This is a genomic window from Streptomyces scopuliridis (assembly GCF_042790125.1).
Lineage (GTDB): Bacteria > Actinomycetota > Actinomycetes > Streptomycetales > Streptomycetaceae > Streptomyces > Streptomyces scopuliridis_A.
On the sequence record NZ_JBHTZS010000014.1, the window covers coordinates 147,104 to 162,153 of the forward strand.

Annotated in this window: 16 protein-coding genes and 2 pseudogenes; 7 read left to right on the forward strand and 11 right to left on the reverse strand. The window is 65.6% G+C overall.

Annotation, left to right across the window (positions count from 1 at the left end; genetic code table 11):
* Position 1: 1 nt before the first annotated feature.
* Both ACFRKB_RS22485 and ACFRKB_RS22490 read right to left on the reverse strand, forming a co-directional pair.
* Positions 2-913, reverse strand: coding sequence for a phosphotransferase family protein (locus tag ACFRKB_RS22485; protein ID WP_383108052.1), 912 nt, complete (start codon positions 911-913; stop codon positions 2-4).
* 77 nt (positions 914-990) lie between these two features.
* The gene (locus ACFRKB_RS22490; protein ID WP_383108054.1) at positions 991-1,740 is read right to left on the reverse strand and encodes a hypothetical protein; all 750 of its coding nucleotides are present in this window, start codon (positions 1,738-1,740) and stop codon (positions 991-993) included.
* A gap of 222 nt (positions 1,741-1,962) precedes the next feature.
* On the opposite strand from ACFRKB_RS22490, the gene ACFRKB_RS22495 reads away from it, so the two are divergent.
* From ACFRKB_RS22495 to ACFRKB_RS22520, 6 genes and pseudogenes are all read left to right on the forward strand, one after another.
* Positions 1,963-3,318, forward strand: coding sequence for a tetratricopeptide repeat protein (locus tag ACFRKB_RS22495; RefSeq protein WP_383108055.1), 1,356 nt, complete (start codon positions 1,963-1,965; stop codon positions 3,316-3,318).
* 1 nt (position 3,319) lies between these two features.
* Positions 3,320-3,850: an NUDIX domain-containing protein gene (locus ACFRKB_RS22500; protein WP_383108056.1), complete on the forward strand. Its 531-nt coding sequence runs from the start codon at positions 3,320-3,322 to the stop codon at positions 3,848-3,850.
* 205 nt (positions 3,851-4,055) lie between these two features.
* Positions 4,056-4,310 (forward strand): annotated as a pseudogene (locus tag ACFRKB_RS22505) (transposase); the annotation flags it as partial.
* 171 nt (positions 4,311-4,481) lie between these two features.
* On the forward strand, positions 4,482-4,751 hold the full coding sequence (locus ACFRKB_RS22510; protein ID WP_383108058.1) for a transposase: 270 nt from the start codon (positions 4,482-4,484) through the stop codon (positions 4,749-4,751).
* Between the two features lie 257 nt (positions 4,752-5,008).
* The gene (locus ACFRKB_RS22515; protein WP_383108060.1) at positions 5,009-5,593 is read left to right on the forward strand and encodes a hypothetical protein; all 585 of its coding nucleotides are present in this window, start codon (positions 5,009-5,011) and stop codon (positions 5,591-5,593) included.
* A gap of 6 nt (positions 5,594-5,599) precedes the next feature.
* The gene (locus tag ACFRKB_RS22520; RefSeq protein ID WP_383108062.1) at positions 5,600-6,487 is read left to right on the forward strand and encodes a TIR domain-containing protein; all 888 of its coding nucleotides are present in this window, start codon (positions 5,600-5,602) and stop codon (positions 6,485-6,487) included.
* A 16-nt stretch (positions 6,488-6,503) separates the two neighbouring features.
* On the opposite strand, the gene ACFRKB_RS22525 is transcribed toward ACFRKB_RS22520, so the two are convergent.
* From ACFRKB_RS22525 to glnA, 5 genes and pseudogenes are all read right to left on the reverse strand, one after another.
* Entirely contained in the window at positions 6,504-7,376 is an 873-nt protein-coding gene (locus ACFRKB_RS22525; protein ID WP_383108063.1) for a hypothetical protein, read from the reverse strand.
* Between the two features lie 139 nt (positions 7,377-7,515).
* Entirely contained in the window at positions 7,516-7,719 is a 204-nt protein-coding gene (locus ACFRKB_RS22530; protein WP_383108065.1) for a hypothetical protein, read from the reverse strand.
* A gap of 18 nt (positions 7,720-7,737) precedes the next feature.
* Positions 7,738-8,811: pseudogene (locus ACFRKB_RS38955) on the reverse strand (IS630 family transposase).
* A 21-nt stretch (positions 8,812-8,832) separates the two neighbouring features.
* Complete coding sequence (locus ACFRKB_RS22545) at positions 8,833-9,003, reverse strand: hypothetical protein (protein ID WP_383108068.1); 171 nt, start codon at positions 9,001-9,003, stop codon at positions 8,833-8,835.
* Positions 9,004-9,655: 652 nt separating this feature from the next.
* Complete coding sequence (gene glnA, locus ACFRKB_RS22550; protein ID WP_383108070.1) at positions 9,656-11,065, reverse strand: type I glutamate--ammonia ligase; 1,410 nt, start codon at positions 11,063-11,065, stop codon at positions 9,656-9,658.
* Between the two features lie 229 nt (positions 11,066-11,294).
* On the opposite strand from glnA, the gene ACFRKB_RS22555 reads away from it, so the two are divergent.
* Entirely contained in the window at positions 11,295-11,762 is a 468-nt protein-coding gene (locus ACFRKB_RS22555) for an RDD family protein (protein ID WP_037728005.1), read from the forward strand.
* 98 nt (positions 11,763-11,860) lie between these two features.
* Here the strand turns inward: ACFRKB_RS22555 and ACFRKB_RS22560 are convergent, their stop codons facing one another.
* From ACFRKB_RS22560 to lipB, 4 genes are all read right to left on the reverse strand, one after another.
* Entirely contained in the window at positions 11,861-12,562 is a 702-nt protein-coding gene (locus ACFRKB_RS22560) for a DUF4191 domain-containing protein (RefSeq protein ID WP_365970858.1), read from the reverse strand.
* Positions 12,563-12,572: 10 nt separating this feature from the next.
* Entirely contained in the window at positions 12,573-12,821 is a 249-nt protein-coding gene (locus ACFRKB_RS22565) for an SCO2195 family GlnR-regulated protein (RefSeq protein ID WP_437108978.1), read from the reverse strand.
* Positions 12,822-13,116: 295 nt separating this feature from the next.
* Positions 13,117-14,079, reverse strand: a complete 963-nt coding sequence (lipA, locus tag ACFRKB_RS22570) for a lipoyl synthase (RefSeq protein WP_383108071.1) — start codon at positions 14,077-14,079, stop codon at positions 13,117-13,119.
* A 159-nt stretch (positions 14,080-14,238) separates the two neighbouring features.
* Positions 14,239-15,036: a lipoyl(octanoyl) transferase LipB gene (lipB, locus tag ACFRKB_RS22575; protein ID WP_383108073.1), complete on the reverse strand. Its 798-nt coding sequence runs from the start codon at positions 15,034-15,036 to the stop codon at positions 14,239-14,241.
* Between the last annotated feature and the right edge of the window lie 14 nt (positions 15,037-15,050).

Here is a 15,050-nt window from a genome sequence, read left to right on the forward strand (position 1 = left end):
GTCAGATCTCCAGGAGGTGGAGGACGTCGGTGAGGTGGCGGCGCACGGCCTTGATGTAGGCGGGGTCGGTGGCCGGGTCGTTGATCCAGCGGATGGACTGCTCCATGAACCACTCGACGGCCCACATGCGGTGCCAGCCCAGGGCCCAGTTCTCGGCGGTGAGCCCGCCGCGCGGAGTGAGGGTGTCGGGGGTGCCGCCGGCGGTGACGTACTGCTCCAGGAAGACGCGCAGGCGCACAGGGTGGGGAGGCTTGATGGTGCCGTGCCAGCTGGCGAGGTCGAGCAGGCCGGGGCCGGTGAAGGCGCGGGCGAAGTCGAGCAGCCGCCAGCCGTGCTTACCGATGTGGAGGCTGGTGGGGTGGAACTCGGAGTGCACCCAGCCGAAGGGCGCCATCACCGCTCCGGCCGAGCGGGCGTCGGCGGCCTGGGCGATCCGGTCAAGTGCATTCTCGATGTCCTCGGCGTCCTGCCACCGGTCGGCCTCGCGCAGCCGTTCGAGATGCTCCAGCGCCCGGGCCGGCAGCATGCGTAGCCGCTCCTGGTTGAGGACGGGCAAGGGGGGAGCCGTACGGGTGCCGTGCAGGACCACCGCCGCAGCGACGCCGTCGAGGTCGTCGGCCTCGCGGACGGACGGTCCAAGGTCCTCCATGAGCATGCCGAGCCAGCCATGCAGAACAGCGGAAGCGTGGACCTGGGGGACGGGAACGCCGAGGGTGTGGGCCAGGCGGAGGGCCTGGTCCTCGCTGTCGAACGGCCTCTTGGCGTACTTGAAGATGGCCGTGGTGCCGTCGGGGAACGTCACACGCTCGACTCCGGACATGGACCACACGCGCACCTCCTCCCGTACGGCGGTGGACTGGCCAGCCACGGTGAGCAGGTTGTCGAGGAGTTCGGCGCTGGGATTCGAGCTCATGGGGACTCCGGTCGGTCGGAGGCGTCCAGGGCGGGCGAGAGATGCCGGCCCGCCCCGGAGTCTGATCGGTTGGCGGGTTACGAGGCGGGGTTCACGCGGTGGGCGTAGACCTGCTCGGTCCAGCCCGCCTTGAACGCGGCGAGGTCGTCTCGGAAGTTCGCCATCGAGGCACCGTAGGGCGCGACGACGCCGCCGGACTGGTCCGGCACGGACTGGCAGCCGTGCACGAGCCGCCCTCCGAGCGCAGCGTGGGCCTTGACCGACTCGATGCGGCGATGCTCGTTGAACCAGCCGCCGTGGTAAACGTCGTCGAGCATCCCGCCCATCTCATCGTCCAGGTCGAAGACGACGGAGGTGGCGGCGGGGAAGAACCAGCACGGGCCGACGTTGGAGATGTGCCCGTCCAGCTCGACCTTGTTGAGCGCCATGAGCGTGGCCGCCTCGCGGAGCATCCGCAGGTGGTCGGCGGTGATCTGGGCGAGGGCGAGGCTGGCGAGGTGCTCCTCGCGGAAGAGGTACGCGTACGCCTCGTACGCGGTGGTCAGCACGCGGGCGGCGTCCGAGGTGGACTCGCCGTGGTTCTTGATGAAGTCGAGCGCGAGCTGCTCGACCGCGCTCTCGGTCGTCTCGTCCACACCGAGGAGCTGGGACTTGACCAGCTCCCAGTCGGCGACGAGCCAGGTGTTGGACTCGAAGCGGAAGAAGTACTCGGCCGGGTTGATCGTGATGCGCCGGCCGTCGACCTGGATGCCGGGCAGGCGGCTCCAGCGCGGGTCGAACGCCTCGGGCAGCTCGACCGTGATGGCCGTGATGTCGATGGTGGTCACCGTGTCTCCGTCTCTGATCGGCCGGGTCCGGTCACAGGAATGCCCGAGCCCGGTGTGGGCGTACGAATTTTCGAGGAGCCGCCCGGACCAAGGGGAGCCTGGATCACGGTCGCGCCGTTCCGGGCGGCTACTGTTAAGTGAACAGGCGGTTACGTTCAGTGGGTACGGTGGAAGGCAGTTGAGGCGGTATACGCGGTTTACAGCTCCGGAGTGGAGGCAATCGTGGTGGCGCAGAGAGACCCCAACTCACGTCTGCGCGACGTCATCGACGCGGTCGACTGCACCTACGAAGCCCTCGCCAGGGACGTGCGGCGTATCGCCGCCGAGAACGGCGAGATCCTCCAGACCAACAAGTCGGCCATCTCGCACTGGGTGAACGGCACCCGTGCGCCTTCCGGGCAAGTGGGCCAGTACCTTGCCGAGTCACTGTCCCGCCGAGCGGGACGCACGGTCACCCAGACCGAGATCGGTCTCCGCGCAGCCGACGCCGAAGAGCCGGCGGAATCCGATCCCGTTCTCGCCGTCACCGACCTCGGACGCGCCGACGTCGAGCGCCGTCGCTTCCTCGCCATCGCGGTCTTCACCACGGCTGGCGTCGCGATGCCTCTCGGCTATGACCACGAGGCCACCACTCGCATGCTCCGCGCCCGCACCGGCGCATCCATGATCGGCGTGGAGGACGTGGACGTCGTACGACAGATCACCACGGCCTTCAGCGCCGCCGACGAACGCCTCGGCGGCGGTCATGGCCTGACCACCGTCACCGCCTACCTCGCCGACACCGCCGCACCCATGCTGCGTGGACGCTTCCCCAGCGAAGCCTTACGCCGGGCAGCCTTCGGCGCGGTCGCCGAACTCGCCTACCTCGCAGGGTGGAAGCACCACGACCTGGGTCAAGAGGGTGCCGCCCAGCGCTACTACCAGGTGGGCTACCAGCTCGCCTGCGAAGCCGACCCCCATGGCCACGCCGCCTGGATGATGCGCGCCCTCGCCCACCAAGCCCTCAGCCTCAAGCAGCCCCACCACTGCGTCGACCTCGCCGAAGCCGCCCTCGCCCAAGGCGTCGGCCACATCGACGGCCAGACTGAAGCGCTACTCCACATCACCCACGCCCGCGCTTACGCCGCCATCAACGAGAACCCTCTGGCCGCACGTGCCCTGCTCGCCGCCGAAGACGCGCTCCTACGGGAGGATGGCCCTCAACCCAGCTACTCCCATGTCGGCGGCCCCGCCGCCGGCACCGTAGCCAGCCACACCGCCCGCACCCTGACCGACCTTGCCGACCACGTCGGCACCGAACAGCAACACCGGGACGCCCTCACCCGCTGGGACCCCCAGAAGTACAAACGCGTCCACGCCCTCACCCACGCCGACCTAGGCGACAGCCTCGCCGCCCAGGCCCGCGCCGACGAGGCCGTAGCGGCCTGGTCCCAGGCACTGACCCTCATGGAGGGCATGACCTCCGACCGCACCCGCAAGGCGATCACGTCGATCCGCTCCACCCTCGCGGTCTACCAGCGGCGCAAGGTACCCGGCGCCGCCGATCTCGCCCGCCGCGCCCGCGAAGCCCTCGCCTAACATGCCCAACAACCCGTCCGACGAAGGGAAACCCGTGACCCAGCAGACCGACGACCAGCCGAAGGCTCTCAAGCCAGCGCTCGAATCGATGACCCTGCTGGTAGCCGCGGTCATCGTCCACGACAAGGCCACCAACCGCGTGGTCCTTCTCCAACGCAGCGAGAACGCGAAGTTCGCCCAGGGAATGTGGGACCTCCCTGTCGGCAAGAGCGAGCCGGGCGAGCCAATCACGGAGACGGCCGTCCGCGAGCTGTACGAGGAGACCGGCCTGACGGTGAAGCCCGAGTCCCTCAAGGTCGCTCACGTCATCCACGGAGCTTGGGGTGTCGAAGCCCCCAACGGCTTCCTCACGGTCGTCTTCGCCGCCCACGACTGGACCGGCGAACCCGAGAACCGCGAGCCTCGAAAACACTCCCAGGTCCGCTGGGTCGATGCCGACGCCATCCCCAAGGAATTTGTGGAGACCACCTCCAGTGCCCTCCACCACTACCTGGCTGGTGGCCGCCAGGTATCCCTCGACGGCTGGAAGTAAGCACACCCGCTCGTACTCCACCAGGGTTCCCTTCCTGGCCTGTTAGAGCTCATAACACAATCTTGTGGCGCGGTGGTGTTCGGCCGTAGCCGGTCTGGCGCTGGGGCCGTTCACGTGGGCGTGAACGTGGAGCCGTGGATCGTGGACGACGAGTTGTGGACGGTGGTCAAGTCGGTTTTGCCGTCGTGATAGGAGCGGGTCGCCCGGTCCTCGGCCGGTGCCGGATCGTCTGTGCCTGCCGGGAGTGCTGTTCGTGCTCCACACCGGGATCCCTTGGCAGCAGCTGCCGTTGGAGGTGGGCTTCGGCTTTTGCCAGACCTCCTGGCGACGCCTGGAGCGTCGGCAGGACGCGTGCCTGTTCGAGCAGCTGCACCGGATACTTCTGTCGCGGCTGAACGCGGCTGCTGAACTGGACTGGAGCCGCGTGTGCGTGGACGCCTCCCACGTGCGCGCGAAATAGGGGGCGCCGCGACGGGCCTGTCATGTGTTAACCGCCGCAAGACCGGCGGTAAGCACCACCTGATCAGTGACGGCAACGGAATCCCATTGAAGTTCGTCACCACCGCGGCGAACGTCTACGACGTCACCGAGACCATGTCCCTGGTCGACGGCTTCCCCTGGGTTGCCAACCGTGTTCGCCACCCGTGAACGCACCCCCGAGACCCTCCTCGGCGACAAGGGCTACAACAGCAAACCGGTCCGCCGCAGGCTGCGGCACCGCAGCATCCTGCCAGTCATCTCCCGACGAGGTGCACCCGACATCCACGGCCTGGGCAAGCTCCGCTACGTCGCCGAGCAGACCTTCGCACTCCTGCAAGAATTTAAGCGCCTCGCCGTCCGTTGGGAACGCCGTCTCGGCCTCCATGACGCCCTCGTCTCACAGGGCTGCACACTCATCTAGTGACAACGTACTGACAACGCCTCAAGAAGGCCATCACGTGATCGCGTTACAAGCCCATTGGGGTGACGTGAAAGACTTTGCGCACCATGCAACCATCATCGCGGCAAATGGAATCATCACAGTATCAGTCGAAAATATTATCGACTGACTATTCGCGACTGTCACTTTAAAGGCAAGGAGTATCACTGCTCGAAAGGTGGCGAGATCGTCCTGCGCCGTGCTTCAATACCACACGAAGCGGCGCCATGGAGATTCCGATGATCGTAGCAATGGTAACGGCCTGTGCCAGCATCCTGGTTGCCGTCATGGCCTACTGGCTGAACCATCAAGGAGAGACTCGCAGATCTCTGCGGGAAGCGCGAATCGACCGGGTGAGCAGTCAATTAAAAGACCTCTACGGCCCACTTCTCGTTCTCACGGAAACGAACGAGAAGGCGTGGAGTGAGTACTACAGACGCCACATTCTACCCATTGGTGTGGGCCCGGTCGGGATGTCGCTGTCGGAACTGGAGGAGGAACGTTGGCGCACGTGGGTAGAAGCGGTATTCGCTCCGACGGCCCAGAAGATACGGGAGATTATCACCGCTCGTGGTGACCTGATTATCGAGGGAGAAATGCCGCCCGTGGTCCTGGAGTTTTGCGCGCACGCAGCGACTTATGACGCCCTTTTGGCGGACTGGGACGGAGCCGGCCCAAGCAAATCCACCCTGATTCGCCATCCGGGAAAAAGGTTCCTGTCCTACGTCCGTGATTCGTACGGATCACTCAAGGCGGAACAGGCACTCCTGCTCACGGCGGCACGTGAGGCCGGTCGATCCGGATTCGATCAATCGGCACGCTGACCAAAATTGAAGGAGACCGTCATCAAGGTATTTCTGAGCTGGTCCGGAGAGCGCTCTAAGAAGACCGCTGAAGTCCTGTGGTCCTGGTTGCCGGACGTCCTTCAATACATCAACCCCTGGTTCTCGAGTCTGGACATTTCCGCAGGGAGGAGGGGGGTTCGAGAGATTACCGACGAGCTTTCCGAAACAAATTTTGGGATCATCTGCATAACTCCGGAGAATCAAGCTTCCACTTGGATCAACTTTGAGGCCGGGGCCCTTTCTAAGCAGGTCGAGGGAGGCTATGTCGTCCCGTTCCTGATCGGCATGAAAACTACCGACCTCATCAGTCCTCTCAGTCAGTTCCAGGCCATAATCGGTGATAGTAAAGATGATGTACGGAAGCTTCTTTTCGACATCAATGACGCCTCGGACGGCCTGGCAATCCCACGTGAAAGACTGGAACGCGCCTTCCAGAGAAGTTGGCCGGAGTTCGAGAGTAACATGAGGAGCATCAGTGAAATTTCGTCGAGGGATAACCTCTCGAACACGGTGCAGCGATCCGAGGCCGACATGACGGAGGAGATTCTCCTCATTGCCCGACAGCTCGATCACCGCATGGCAGAGATCGAGAGATACGGGCTACGGGCGGACGGGACACCGAGGCGACCGCCTCGGGAAATTCGCCGGATCAGCGAAGAGAAGTTCATCGCGTCCTCATTCGCAAAGATCGGCTGGGAGGCTGTGCGCTCCTCTTGGGAGGGTGAGAGCGTAGTGATTGTAGCGCAGAGCTCAGATGGGTCCTCGCGGTCAATTTCGCGCGATTTTGTCGAGCGGCTTGCCAAGTCACTGGGCCGGGAGGTGGTCGTGCAGGGGGAGGCCGGAAAGGTGGTTGTTCGCAGCAAGCTCTCCTGAAACTCCCAACGCGTTCCTAGCGCTCGAATTTCACCTCGACCGGCATCGGCATATTCTCCCCCTTCCTCAAACGTCGAAGGCGCAATTCTCCAGCCTTCTCCGGCTCCATCCAGGCGTTCCATGCCTTGATGTAGATTGCCACCTGGTCCCGCATGTCCATCCTGCGCTTGGAACCCCGCTTCTGTGTGTCTTTCGGCACCTCTCGCAGAGCGAGCCTCGCATCGCCAGGATCTAGACTCGCGCCTGACTTGAGACCCAAGATCCACTCGTCGATATTCGCGGCAGGCGCCACCTCATTGGTCACGAAAAACCCCACTGCCGCCGCCGTCGGACTCGCGAAGAGGTGCTTGGAAAGCTCGCGACCGATGGTCACCGCCTCCCCGTACCTGTCTCTATCTTCGTTGTATGCAGCCAGGATTCGGTCGTTCGATACATGAGACCGGGCACCGCTCCAGGGTTCGTTCGGCATTGTCTTGAAAAGAATCACGTGACGGATGGTGGAGGAAAGCAGAGGCAGGTACTTCGCGCCGGTCGACAACAACGTATCCGCCGCACTTCGACGCCTTCCTGTGTCGAGAACCGAGAAAACGTCTTTTGATAGCCCGTCGAAAACGACCATTTCTACAGGGGTGTTGGCCTCGATAATCGCCTGGAGACGATGCTGGCCGTCGAGAAGGGCGCCGGCCTTGTCGAAGGCAATCCCTTGATGAGTCAACTTCCATTCGCCACGGAGAATAGTATCCGCCAGGGCTCTGACGTGGCCCGTGTTCAGGCGCCTATTGACCGAAGCTCGGGACAGAAAAGTTTCGGCAATTTCAGGAGTTACCTTGACGATTCGCCAGACGAGATTCCCCTCTGGCTCCTCAGGCTCTGCAATAGAGATAGTCATCCTCTGATCCTAAGGTCATCGATACCCGAACTTCCCACTTTTGATCATAAGTGATCAACTTTGATCAATGAAGTGCTATTTGAACACCTTCGATGCCTCAAGTCGGCAAGGTGGGGCCTGCTTGGAACTCGTAACACGATCACGGTGCCCGTCGATTGAGGCGTCGCCAGTAGATGAGTCCGCAGGCGAGTGAAACGAAGGCGTTGTGGAGGTTGAGGCATCGTCCCCAGTGGACGGCAAGACGCTTGAACTGGTGGAGTTGGGCGAAGGCCTGCTCGACGACGTAGCGCAGCTTGCCGAGGCCGATGATGTCGGGCTCGTCCCGGCGGGAGATGACCGGCATGATGCGGCGTTTGTGCGGCTACTGAGGGTGTAAGCGTGGTGTCGTCAGTGTGAGTCCAGTCGCGGTGAGGCATCCGTCGATGACGCCGCTGCGGTACTGGATCTGGCGGAGGCTATGTCGTATTCGTCGGATGAGGTGGTCGGGGCCGGTGAAGGCGGTGTTTCCCTGGGTGGTCCGGCGGAGGACCGACGATGTGCCTTCGACGGGGTTGAGATCGGGTGCGTAGGACGGTAGGTGATAGGCGTTGCCCCAGTCGTGCGCGTCGATGAAGGCCCGCATGCGGCGGTCTTTGTGGACCTTCAAGTTGTCCTCTGATGAGGACGATTGGTTCGTTGAGCTGCTGGTGGGCGGCGATGAGGAGGTCTCGGTACTCGATCCAGGCGAAGCTCTTGCGGGCCGCCACTCTTGTGATCGGTATGCCGTTTGGGCCGGTAGATCAGGCGGGATCGTTCGCCGGGCTTGTAGCAGCACAGGGCGGCTATGGAGAAGCGGCGCTGGGAACGGCCGCGGACCCGGATGACCGGGGTGGATCCGCGCCCGCTCCAGGTGCGGGAGGTCGGCGACGTCATCGAGAACCTGGCCGCGTCCTCGAAGAGGATCCAGGCCCCGAGCGCCGCCGCGGTGGTTCAAGGTGCGGCCACACCTCCTTCACCCAGCCGGCCACGGCCGCCTCGTTATGCTCGACGGCCCGACGGGCAGGAACCTGATGACTCCAGCCGTGCCGCCGCAGCATCTGCGAGATGCCCGACAGCGTCATGCTCTTGTGGAACCGCCGACCGATCAGCGTCTTGATGCGGGCCAGGGTCCATCGTTGATCCGGCCAGCCATGAGCGACCGGGCCTTTGGCCAACTCCTCCATGAGCACGGCGAACAGTGCCTCGCTCAGTTTCGGCCGGGACGCCGGGCCATGGAAACGAACCGTGTCCTCGCCGGCCTCCCGCCACCGCTGCACAGACCGGACGCTGGCCCGTAACTCCTTCGCGATCTCCGTACTGCCCCGCCCGGCAGTGGACATCCCGACTGCTTCCATCCGGACCCGCTCGCGGAATGCTTGCCTCTGCGCCGTCAGACCCCCACCTGCGGATACCTCATATAACCGGCATACCGCGACGATCAACAACAGTCAGCCCTTACGACAAGCCGGGTGAGGGTCTGCGTGACGTTGTTGACGTTGGCCGCGGTGGTGATCACGTGGAAGGGAATGCCGCCGCCATCGCTGATCAGGTGGTGCTTGCTGCCTGTCTTGCGGCGGTCGAGTGGCCTCTCCCCCTTTTTCGCGCGCATGTGGGAGGCATCCACTCAGGCGTGCGTCCAGTCGATCTGCCCGGCCGCGCGTTTAACTCGGCCAGGAGTATGCGGTGCGGGGCGATGCCCTAAGGGCAGCGCCGGTCGTCCACAGGGCGCGGGGCCGGTGACTGCCCCGGCCAGGCAGGCAGCAGCGGCTCGATACGAGCCCACAGCTCGTCGTCAACGATCCACGGCTCGTTGCGGACGAATCGTCACATCGGTCATGCCGTATCGGCAACGATGAGCAAGATTGTGTTACAAGCTCTCAGCAGCCCGCGGCAGGAAGGGCTGACCGTAGAGGGGTGGAAGTCCAACTGTCCGAGCAGTCCGCAGGACACCTGATGGAAACCGCCGCCCAAGAGGAAAGGGCCGGGTCACCGTCCCACGGGGAAGATCCCCGCAGGCCACTGACCCGGCCCATTACTGTGAGACGAAGAAGGCTGACGCCGCAGAAAGAGCCTGGACGAGCCGACGAAGGCCGCTAGCCCGGCTATGGGGTAGCGGCCCTAGTCAGAGGATTGATCGGCGGTGCACACTCGGTGCACAAGGGGGCGGAAAGCAAGCGGTGACAGTGAGAACTACTGAGAAGAGTTTTCACAGGTCACAGCCTGTTTACAGGACCTCAGTCCGGGGCGCCCGACCTCGCTCTTTAGATGTCGAAGTACAGCTCGAACTCGTGCGGGTGCGGGCGCAGTTGGATCGGGGCGATTTCCTTCGTGCGCTTGTAGTCGATCCACGTCTCGATCAGGTCCGCGGTGAAGACCCCGCCGGCCTGCAGGTACTCGTTGTCCGCCTCCAGGGCCTCCAGGACCGCGGGGAGGGACGTCGGGACCTGAGGGACGCCCGCGTGCTCCTCGGGGGCGAGTTCGTAGAGGTCCTTGTCGATCGGCTCGGCCGGCTCGATCTTGTTCTTGATGCCGTCCAGGCCCGCGAGGAGGAGGGCCGAGAAGGCCAGGTACGGGTTGGAGGACGGGTCCGGGGCGCGGAATTCGACGCGCTTGGCCTTCGGGTTCGAGCCCGTGATCGGGATGCGCATCGCCGCCGAGCGGTTGCGCTGCGAGTAGACCAGGTTGACCGGGGCCTCGAAGCCGGGGACCAGGCGGTGGTACGAGTTCACCGTCGGGTTGGTGAATGCCAGCAGTGACGGGGCGTGCTTGAGGATGCCGCCGATGTAGTAGCGGGCGGTGTCCGAGAGGCCCGCGTAGCCCTGCTCGTCGTAGAAGAGCGGGGTGCCGCCCTGCCACAGGGACTGGTGGACGTGCATGCCGGAGCCGTTGTCACCGAAGATCGGCTTGGGCATGAAGGTCGCGGTCTTGCCGTTGCGCCAGGCGACGTTCTTCACGATGTACTTGAAGAGCATCAGGTCGTCGGCCGCGGCGAGCAGCGTGTTGAACTTGTAGTTGATCTCCGCCTGGCCGGCCGTGCCGACCTCGTGGTGCTGGCGCTCGACCTGGAGGCCGGACGCCTCCAGCTCCAGGGAGATCTCGGCACGCAGGTCGGCGAAGTGGTCGACCGGCGGGGCCGGGAAGTAGCCGCCCTTGTAGCGGACCTTGTAGCCGCGGTTGTCCTCGATCGCACCGGTGTTCCAGGCGCCGGCCTCGGAGTCGATGTGGTAGAAGCCCTCGTTCGCGGTGGTGTTGAAACGCACGCTGTCGAAGACGTAGAACTCGGCCTCCGGGCCGAAGTACGCGGTGTCCGCGATGCCGGTGGAGGCGAGGTACGCCTCGGCCTTCTTGGCGATGTTGCGCGGGTCGCGGCTGTACTGCTCGCCCGTGATCGGGTCGTGGATGAAGAAGTTGATGTTCAGCGTCTTGTCACGGCGGAAGGGGTCCACCCGGGCCGTCGACAGGTCCGCGCGCAGCGCCATGTCCGACTCGTGGATGGCCTGGAAGCCGCGGATCGACGAGCCGTCGAAGGCCAGCTCCTCGGCCGGGTCGAACGCCTTCGCCGGGATCGTGAAGTGCTGCATCACGCCAGGAAGGTCGCAGAAACGGACGTCGACGAACTTGACGTCCTCGTCCGCGATGAATTTCTTGGCGTCGTCGGCGTTCTGGAACATCCAGCTCCTCCTCCTCCCGTCCCGGGGAGGGGCGGGGGTTATCGGTCGTGCGGCCAGTGCGGTGGCACACGCTGGACCCGACCATAGGTTTCCGGGATTTCTCCAGCATGACCCATTTGTTTCGCCGAAGTTAACCAGCCCGGGTGCGCGCCGGGGCGTACGACGGCTCCGCCGGCGTCCGCGTACCCCCGTCCCCGAGCCCGGAAACGGGTCCCAGTACCGTGGACGGGTGGACAACAGGCAAGCAATCGGATCGTGGCTCTCCGGACCGCGCGCGGCGGCCGAGGACATGGGCGTCGACTTCGGCTACCGGGGTGAGCGGCTCGGTCTGCCGGAGCACGGACCGGGCTCCGTCGCCCCGCTCGGCCGGCGCTTCGGGGCCCTCCTCGTCGACTGGGCCCTCTGCATGCTGATCGCATACGGGCTGCTCGCCGGGCGTGACTGGCAGGCATCGGGCAACTGGGCCCTCGGCGTCCTTCTCGTACTCAGCGTGCTCACCCTCGGTACGGTCGGCTTCACCCCCGGCAAGCGCCTCTTCGGCCTGCGGGTCATCACCGAGAGCGGCGAGCGGATCGGCTTCGGCCGCGCGCTCGTGCGCAGCGTGCTGCTCTGCCTGGCCATCCCCGCGCTGATCTGGGACCGCGACGCACGCGGCCTCCACGACCGCCTCGCCCGCGCCGTGCAGGTGCGGATCTAGGGCCCGGTAAACGAGCAATTCAATAGAGAGGGCGGTCCGGAACTCGCGTTCCGGACCGCCCTCTTGAACGTGTACGTGGCTGAACGTGTACGTGGCGATCAGCGCGGCTTTCCGCCGCCCCGCGGCATCCGCATGCCCTTCGGCATCGGCCCCTTCGGCAGCGGCATGTTGCTCATCAGGTCGCCCATCGCCCGCAGCCGGTCGTTGGCCGCCGTCACCTGCGGGCCCGCCAGCACCCGGGGCAGCTTCAGCATCGTCGTACGGACCTTCTTCAGCGGCACCTGGCCCTCGCCGTCACCGACGATGATGTCGTGCACCGGCACGTCCACCACGATGCGCGCCATCCGCTTCTTCTCGGCCGCCAGCAGCCCCTTCACCCGGTTCGGGTTGCCCTCGCCCACCAGCACGATGCCCGCCTTGCCGACGGCCCGGTGGACGACGTCCTGGTTGCGGTTCATCGCCACCGCGGGCGTGGTGGTCCAGCCGCGTCCGACGTTCTCCAGGACGGCCGCAGCCGCCCCCGGCTGGCCCTCCATCTGTCCGAAGGCGGCGCGCTCGGCGCGGCGGCCGAAGACGATCGCCATCGCGAGGAACGCCAGGATGAAGCCCAGGATGCCCAGATAGATGGGGTGGTTGATCAAGAAGCCGACCGCGAGGAAGACACCGAAGGTGACGATTCCCACACCCGCGACGACAAGACCGACCTTCGAGTCGGCCCGCCGGGTCATCTTGTAGGTAAGGGCGATCTGCTTCAGTCGCCCCGGGTTCGCAGCAGTGTCTGCGTTTTCCTTCCTCGCCATGCCCAGAAGTTTACGTGGCGTGGGAAGTGGCCTCCGACACCGCCTCCAGCACATGCTCCGCCTCGACCCGGTCCTTGGCCCTGCGGCGGTCCTCCAGCACGGCCGTCCAGGCGTTGCGGCGCGCCGTGCGCTGGCCGCCGCTCAGGAGCAGGGACTCCACGGCGCGCAGCGCGGAGGAGACGGAGGGCAGCACCATGCCGGTGCGGGGGGTGGCTGTCGCCACGACTTCGGAGACGGGTCGTACCGGCGCGACCTGCATGGCGGCGGTCCCTTCAGGAACGGTGAAGGTGAACGTGAACGTAGAGGCGAAGACGCGGACACCTGTACGCGGAACGTGCATTCAGGGTCACTCACTGGTGTTACCAGTGCGTGACCGACCGGTCAAACGCGAATGAAACCCTGACGCGCCCCCGGACCGCCTCCGGAAACACCGGCGCGGCCCGTACGCCCCCATGACCTGCGGGGAAGTACGGACCGCGCGCCGCCTCGTCTCTACTGTCGGGTAGCCACTTGTGCTCGGATTCACACAGCCCGGCGGGGGCCGGAATCCCTTATCAGGCCTGGGCGGTGACCGCCGCGCCGCGCCGTTCCATCGCCTGCTGGAACAGCCGGCCCGCGCGGTACGACGACCGCACCAGCGGTCCCGACATCACACCCGAGAAGCCGATCTCCTCGGCCTCGTCCTTCAGCTCCACGAACTCATGCGGCTTTACCCACCGTTCGACCGGATGGTGTCGTACGGACGGCCGCAGATACTGCGTGATCGTGATCAACTCGCAGCCCGCCTCGTGCAGCTGCCGCAGCGCCTCGCTGACCTCGGCGCGCTCCTCGCCCATCCCCAGGATCAGATTGGACTTGGTGATCAGGCCCGCCTCACGGGCACGCGTGATCACTTCGAGGGAGCGCTCGTACCGGAATCCGGGGCGGATCCGCTTGAAGATCCGCGGCACCGTCTCGACATTGTGCGCGAGCACCTCGGGCCGGGAGGAGAAGACCTCGGCCAGCTGCTCCGGTACGGCGTTGAAGTCCGGGACGAGCAGCTCGACCTTGGTGGCGCCGCTCTCGCGCCCCGCCGTCTGCGCGTGGATCTGGCGCACGGTCTCCGCGTACAGCCAGGCGCCGCCGTCCTCCAGGTCGTCGCGCGCGACGCCGGTGATCGTGGCGTAGTTCAGGTCCATCGTGACGACGGACTCACCCACGCGGCGCGGCTCGTCGCGGTCCAGCGCCTCCGGCTTGCCCGTGTCGATCTGACAGAAGTCACAACGCCGGGTGCACTGGTCACCGCCGATGAGGAAGGTCGCCTCGCGGTCCTCCCAGCACTCGAAGATGTTCGGACAGCCCGCCTCCTGGCAGACCGTGTGCAGCCCCTCGCTCTTCACGAGGTTCTGCAGCTGCTTGTACTCGGGACCCATTTTCGCCCGGGTCTTGATCCACTCGGGCTTGCGCTCGATGGGGGTCTGGCTGTTCCGGACCTCCAGGCGCAGCATCTTGCGTCCGTCGGGTGCGACAGCGGACACGTCCGGCACCTCTCTCTGCTGGCGCGGCATTCGATTCTTCGGCGAACACCAGGTTACGCCCGATATTTGCGTGGCATTACGTCTGGCCAACCCGTGGCCAGAGGGTCACATTCCCCCGGTCGGCCCAGGGGCGAGCCCGATCCCCAGGCGCTCGCGGCCTCAGGCGCTCGCGCGCTCGATCTCGCGCGGGCGCGGCTCCGCGTGCTCCAGTACGTCCCGCAGATGTCTCTCCACCACCGGGACGACCTCCTCGACCGTGATGTCCCGGCCCAGCTCGTACGCCAGTGAGGTGACGCCCGCGTCGCGGATCCCGCACGGCACGATCCGGTCGAACCAGGTGTTGTCCGGGTTCACATTGAACGAGAAGCCGTGCATGGTCACGCCCTTGGCGACCCGGATACCGATCGCCGCCAGCTTGCGGTCCTCCCGGCGCTGGCCCGCGTTGGACGGCGCGTACTCCGGTCCGTTCAGCCGCGGGTCGAACTCCTCGTCCGCCACCCGGGGATCGAAGTCCAGCGAGAGCCCGCCCACCGCCGGCCGCTCCGCCACCGGATCCCCGAGCACCCACACCCCGCTGCGGCCCTCGACCCGCGAGGTCTCCAGGCCGAACTCGGCCGCCGTACGGATCAGGGCCTCTTCGAGCCGGCGCACATGCGCCACGACATCCACCGGGCGCGGCAGTTTCAGGATCGGGTAGCCCACCAGCTGTCCGGGGCCGTGCCAGGTGATCTTCCCGCCGCGGTCCACATCGACGACCGGGGTGCCGTCCAGGGGACGTTCACTGTCCGTCGTACGCCGCCCGGCCGTATAGACCGGCGGGTGCTCCAGCAGCAGACAGGTGTCGGGGATCTCGTCCGCGAAGCGGGCCGCGTGTACCCGGCGCTGCTCCTGCCATGCCTCCTGGTACTCGACGGATTCCGCGCCGAACCCCAGGCGGATGTACCGCAGCTCACTCACGGCAGTGCCTCCTT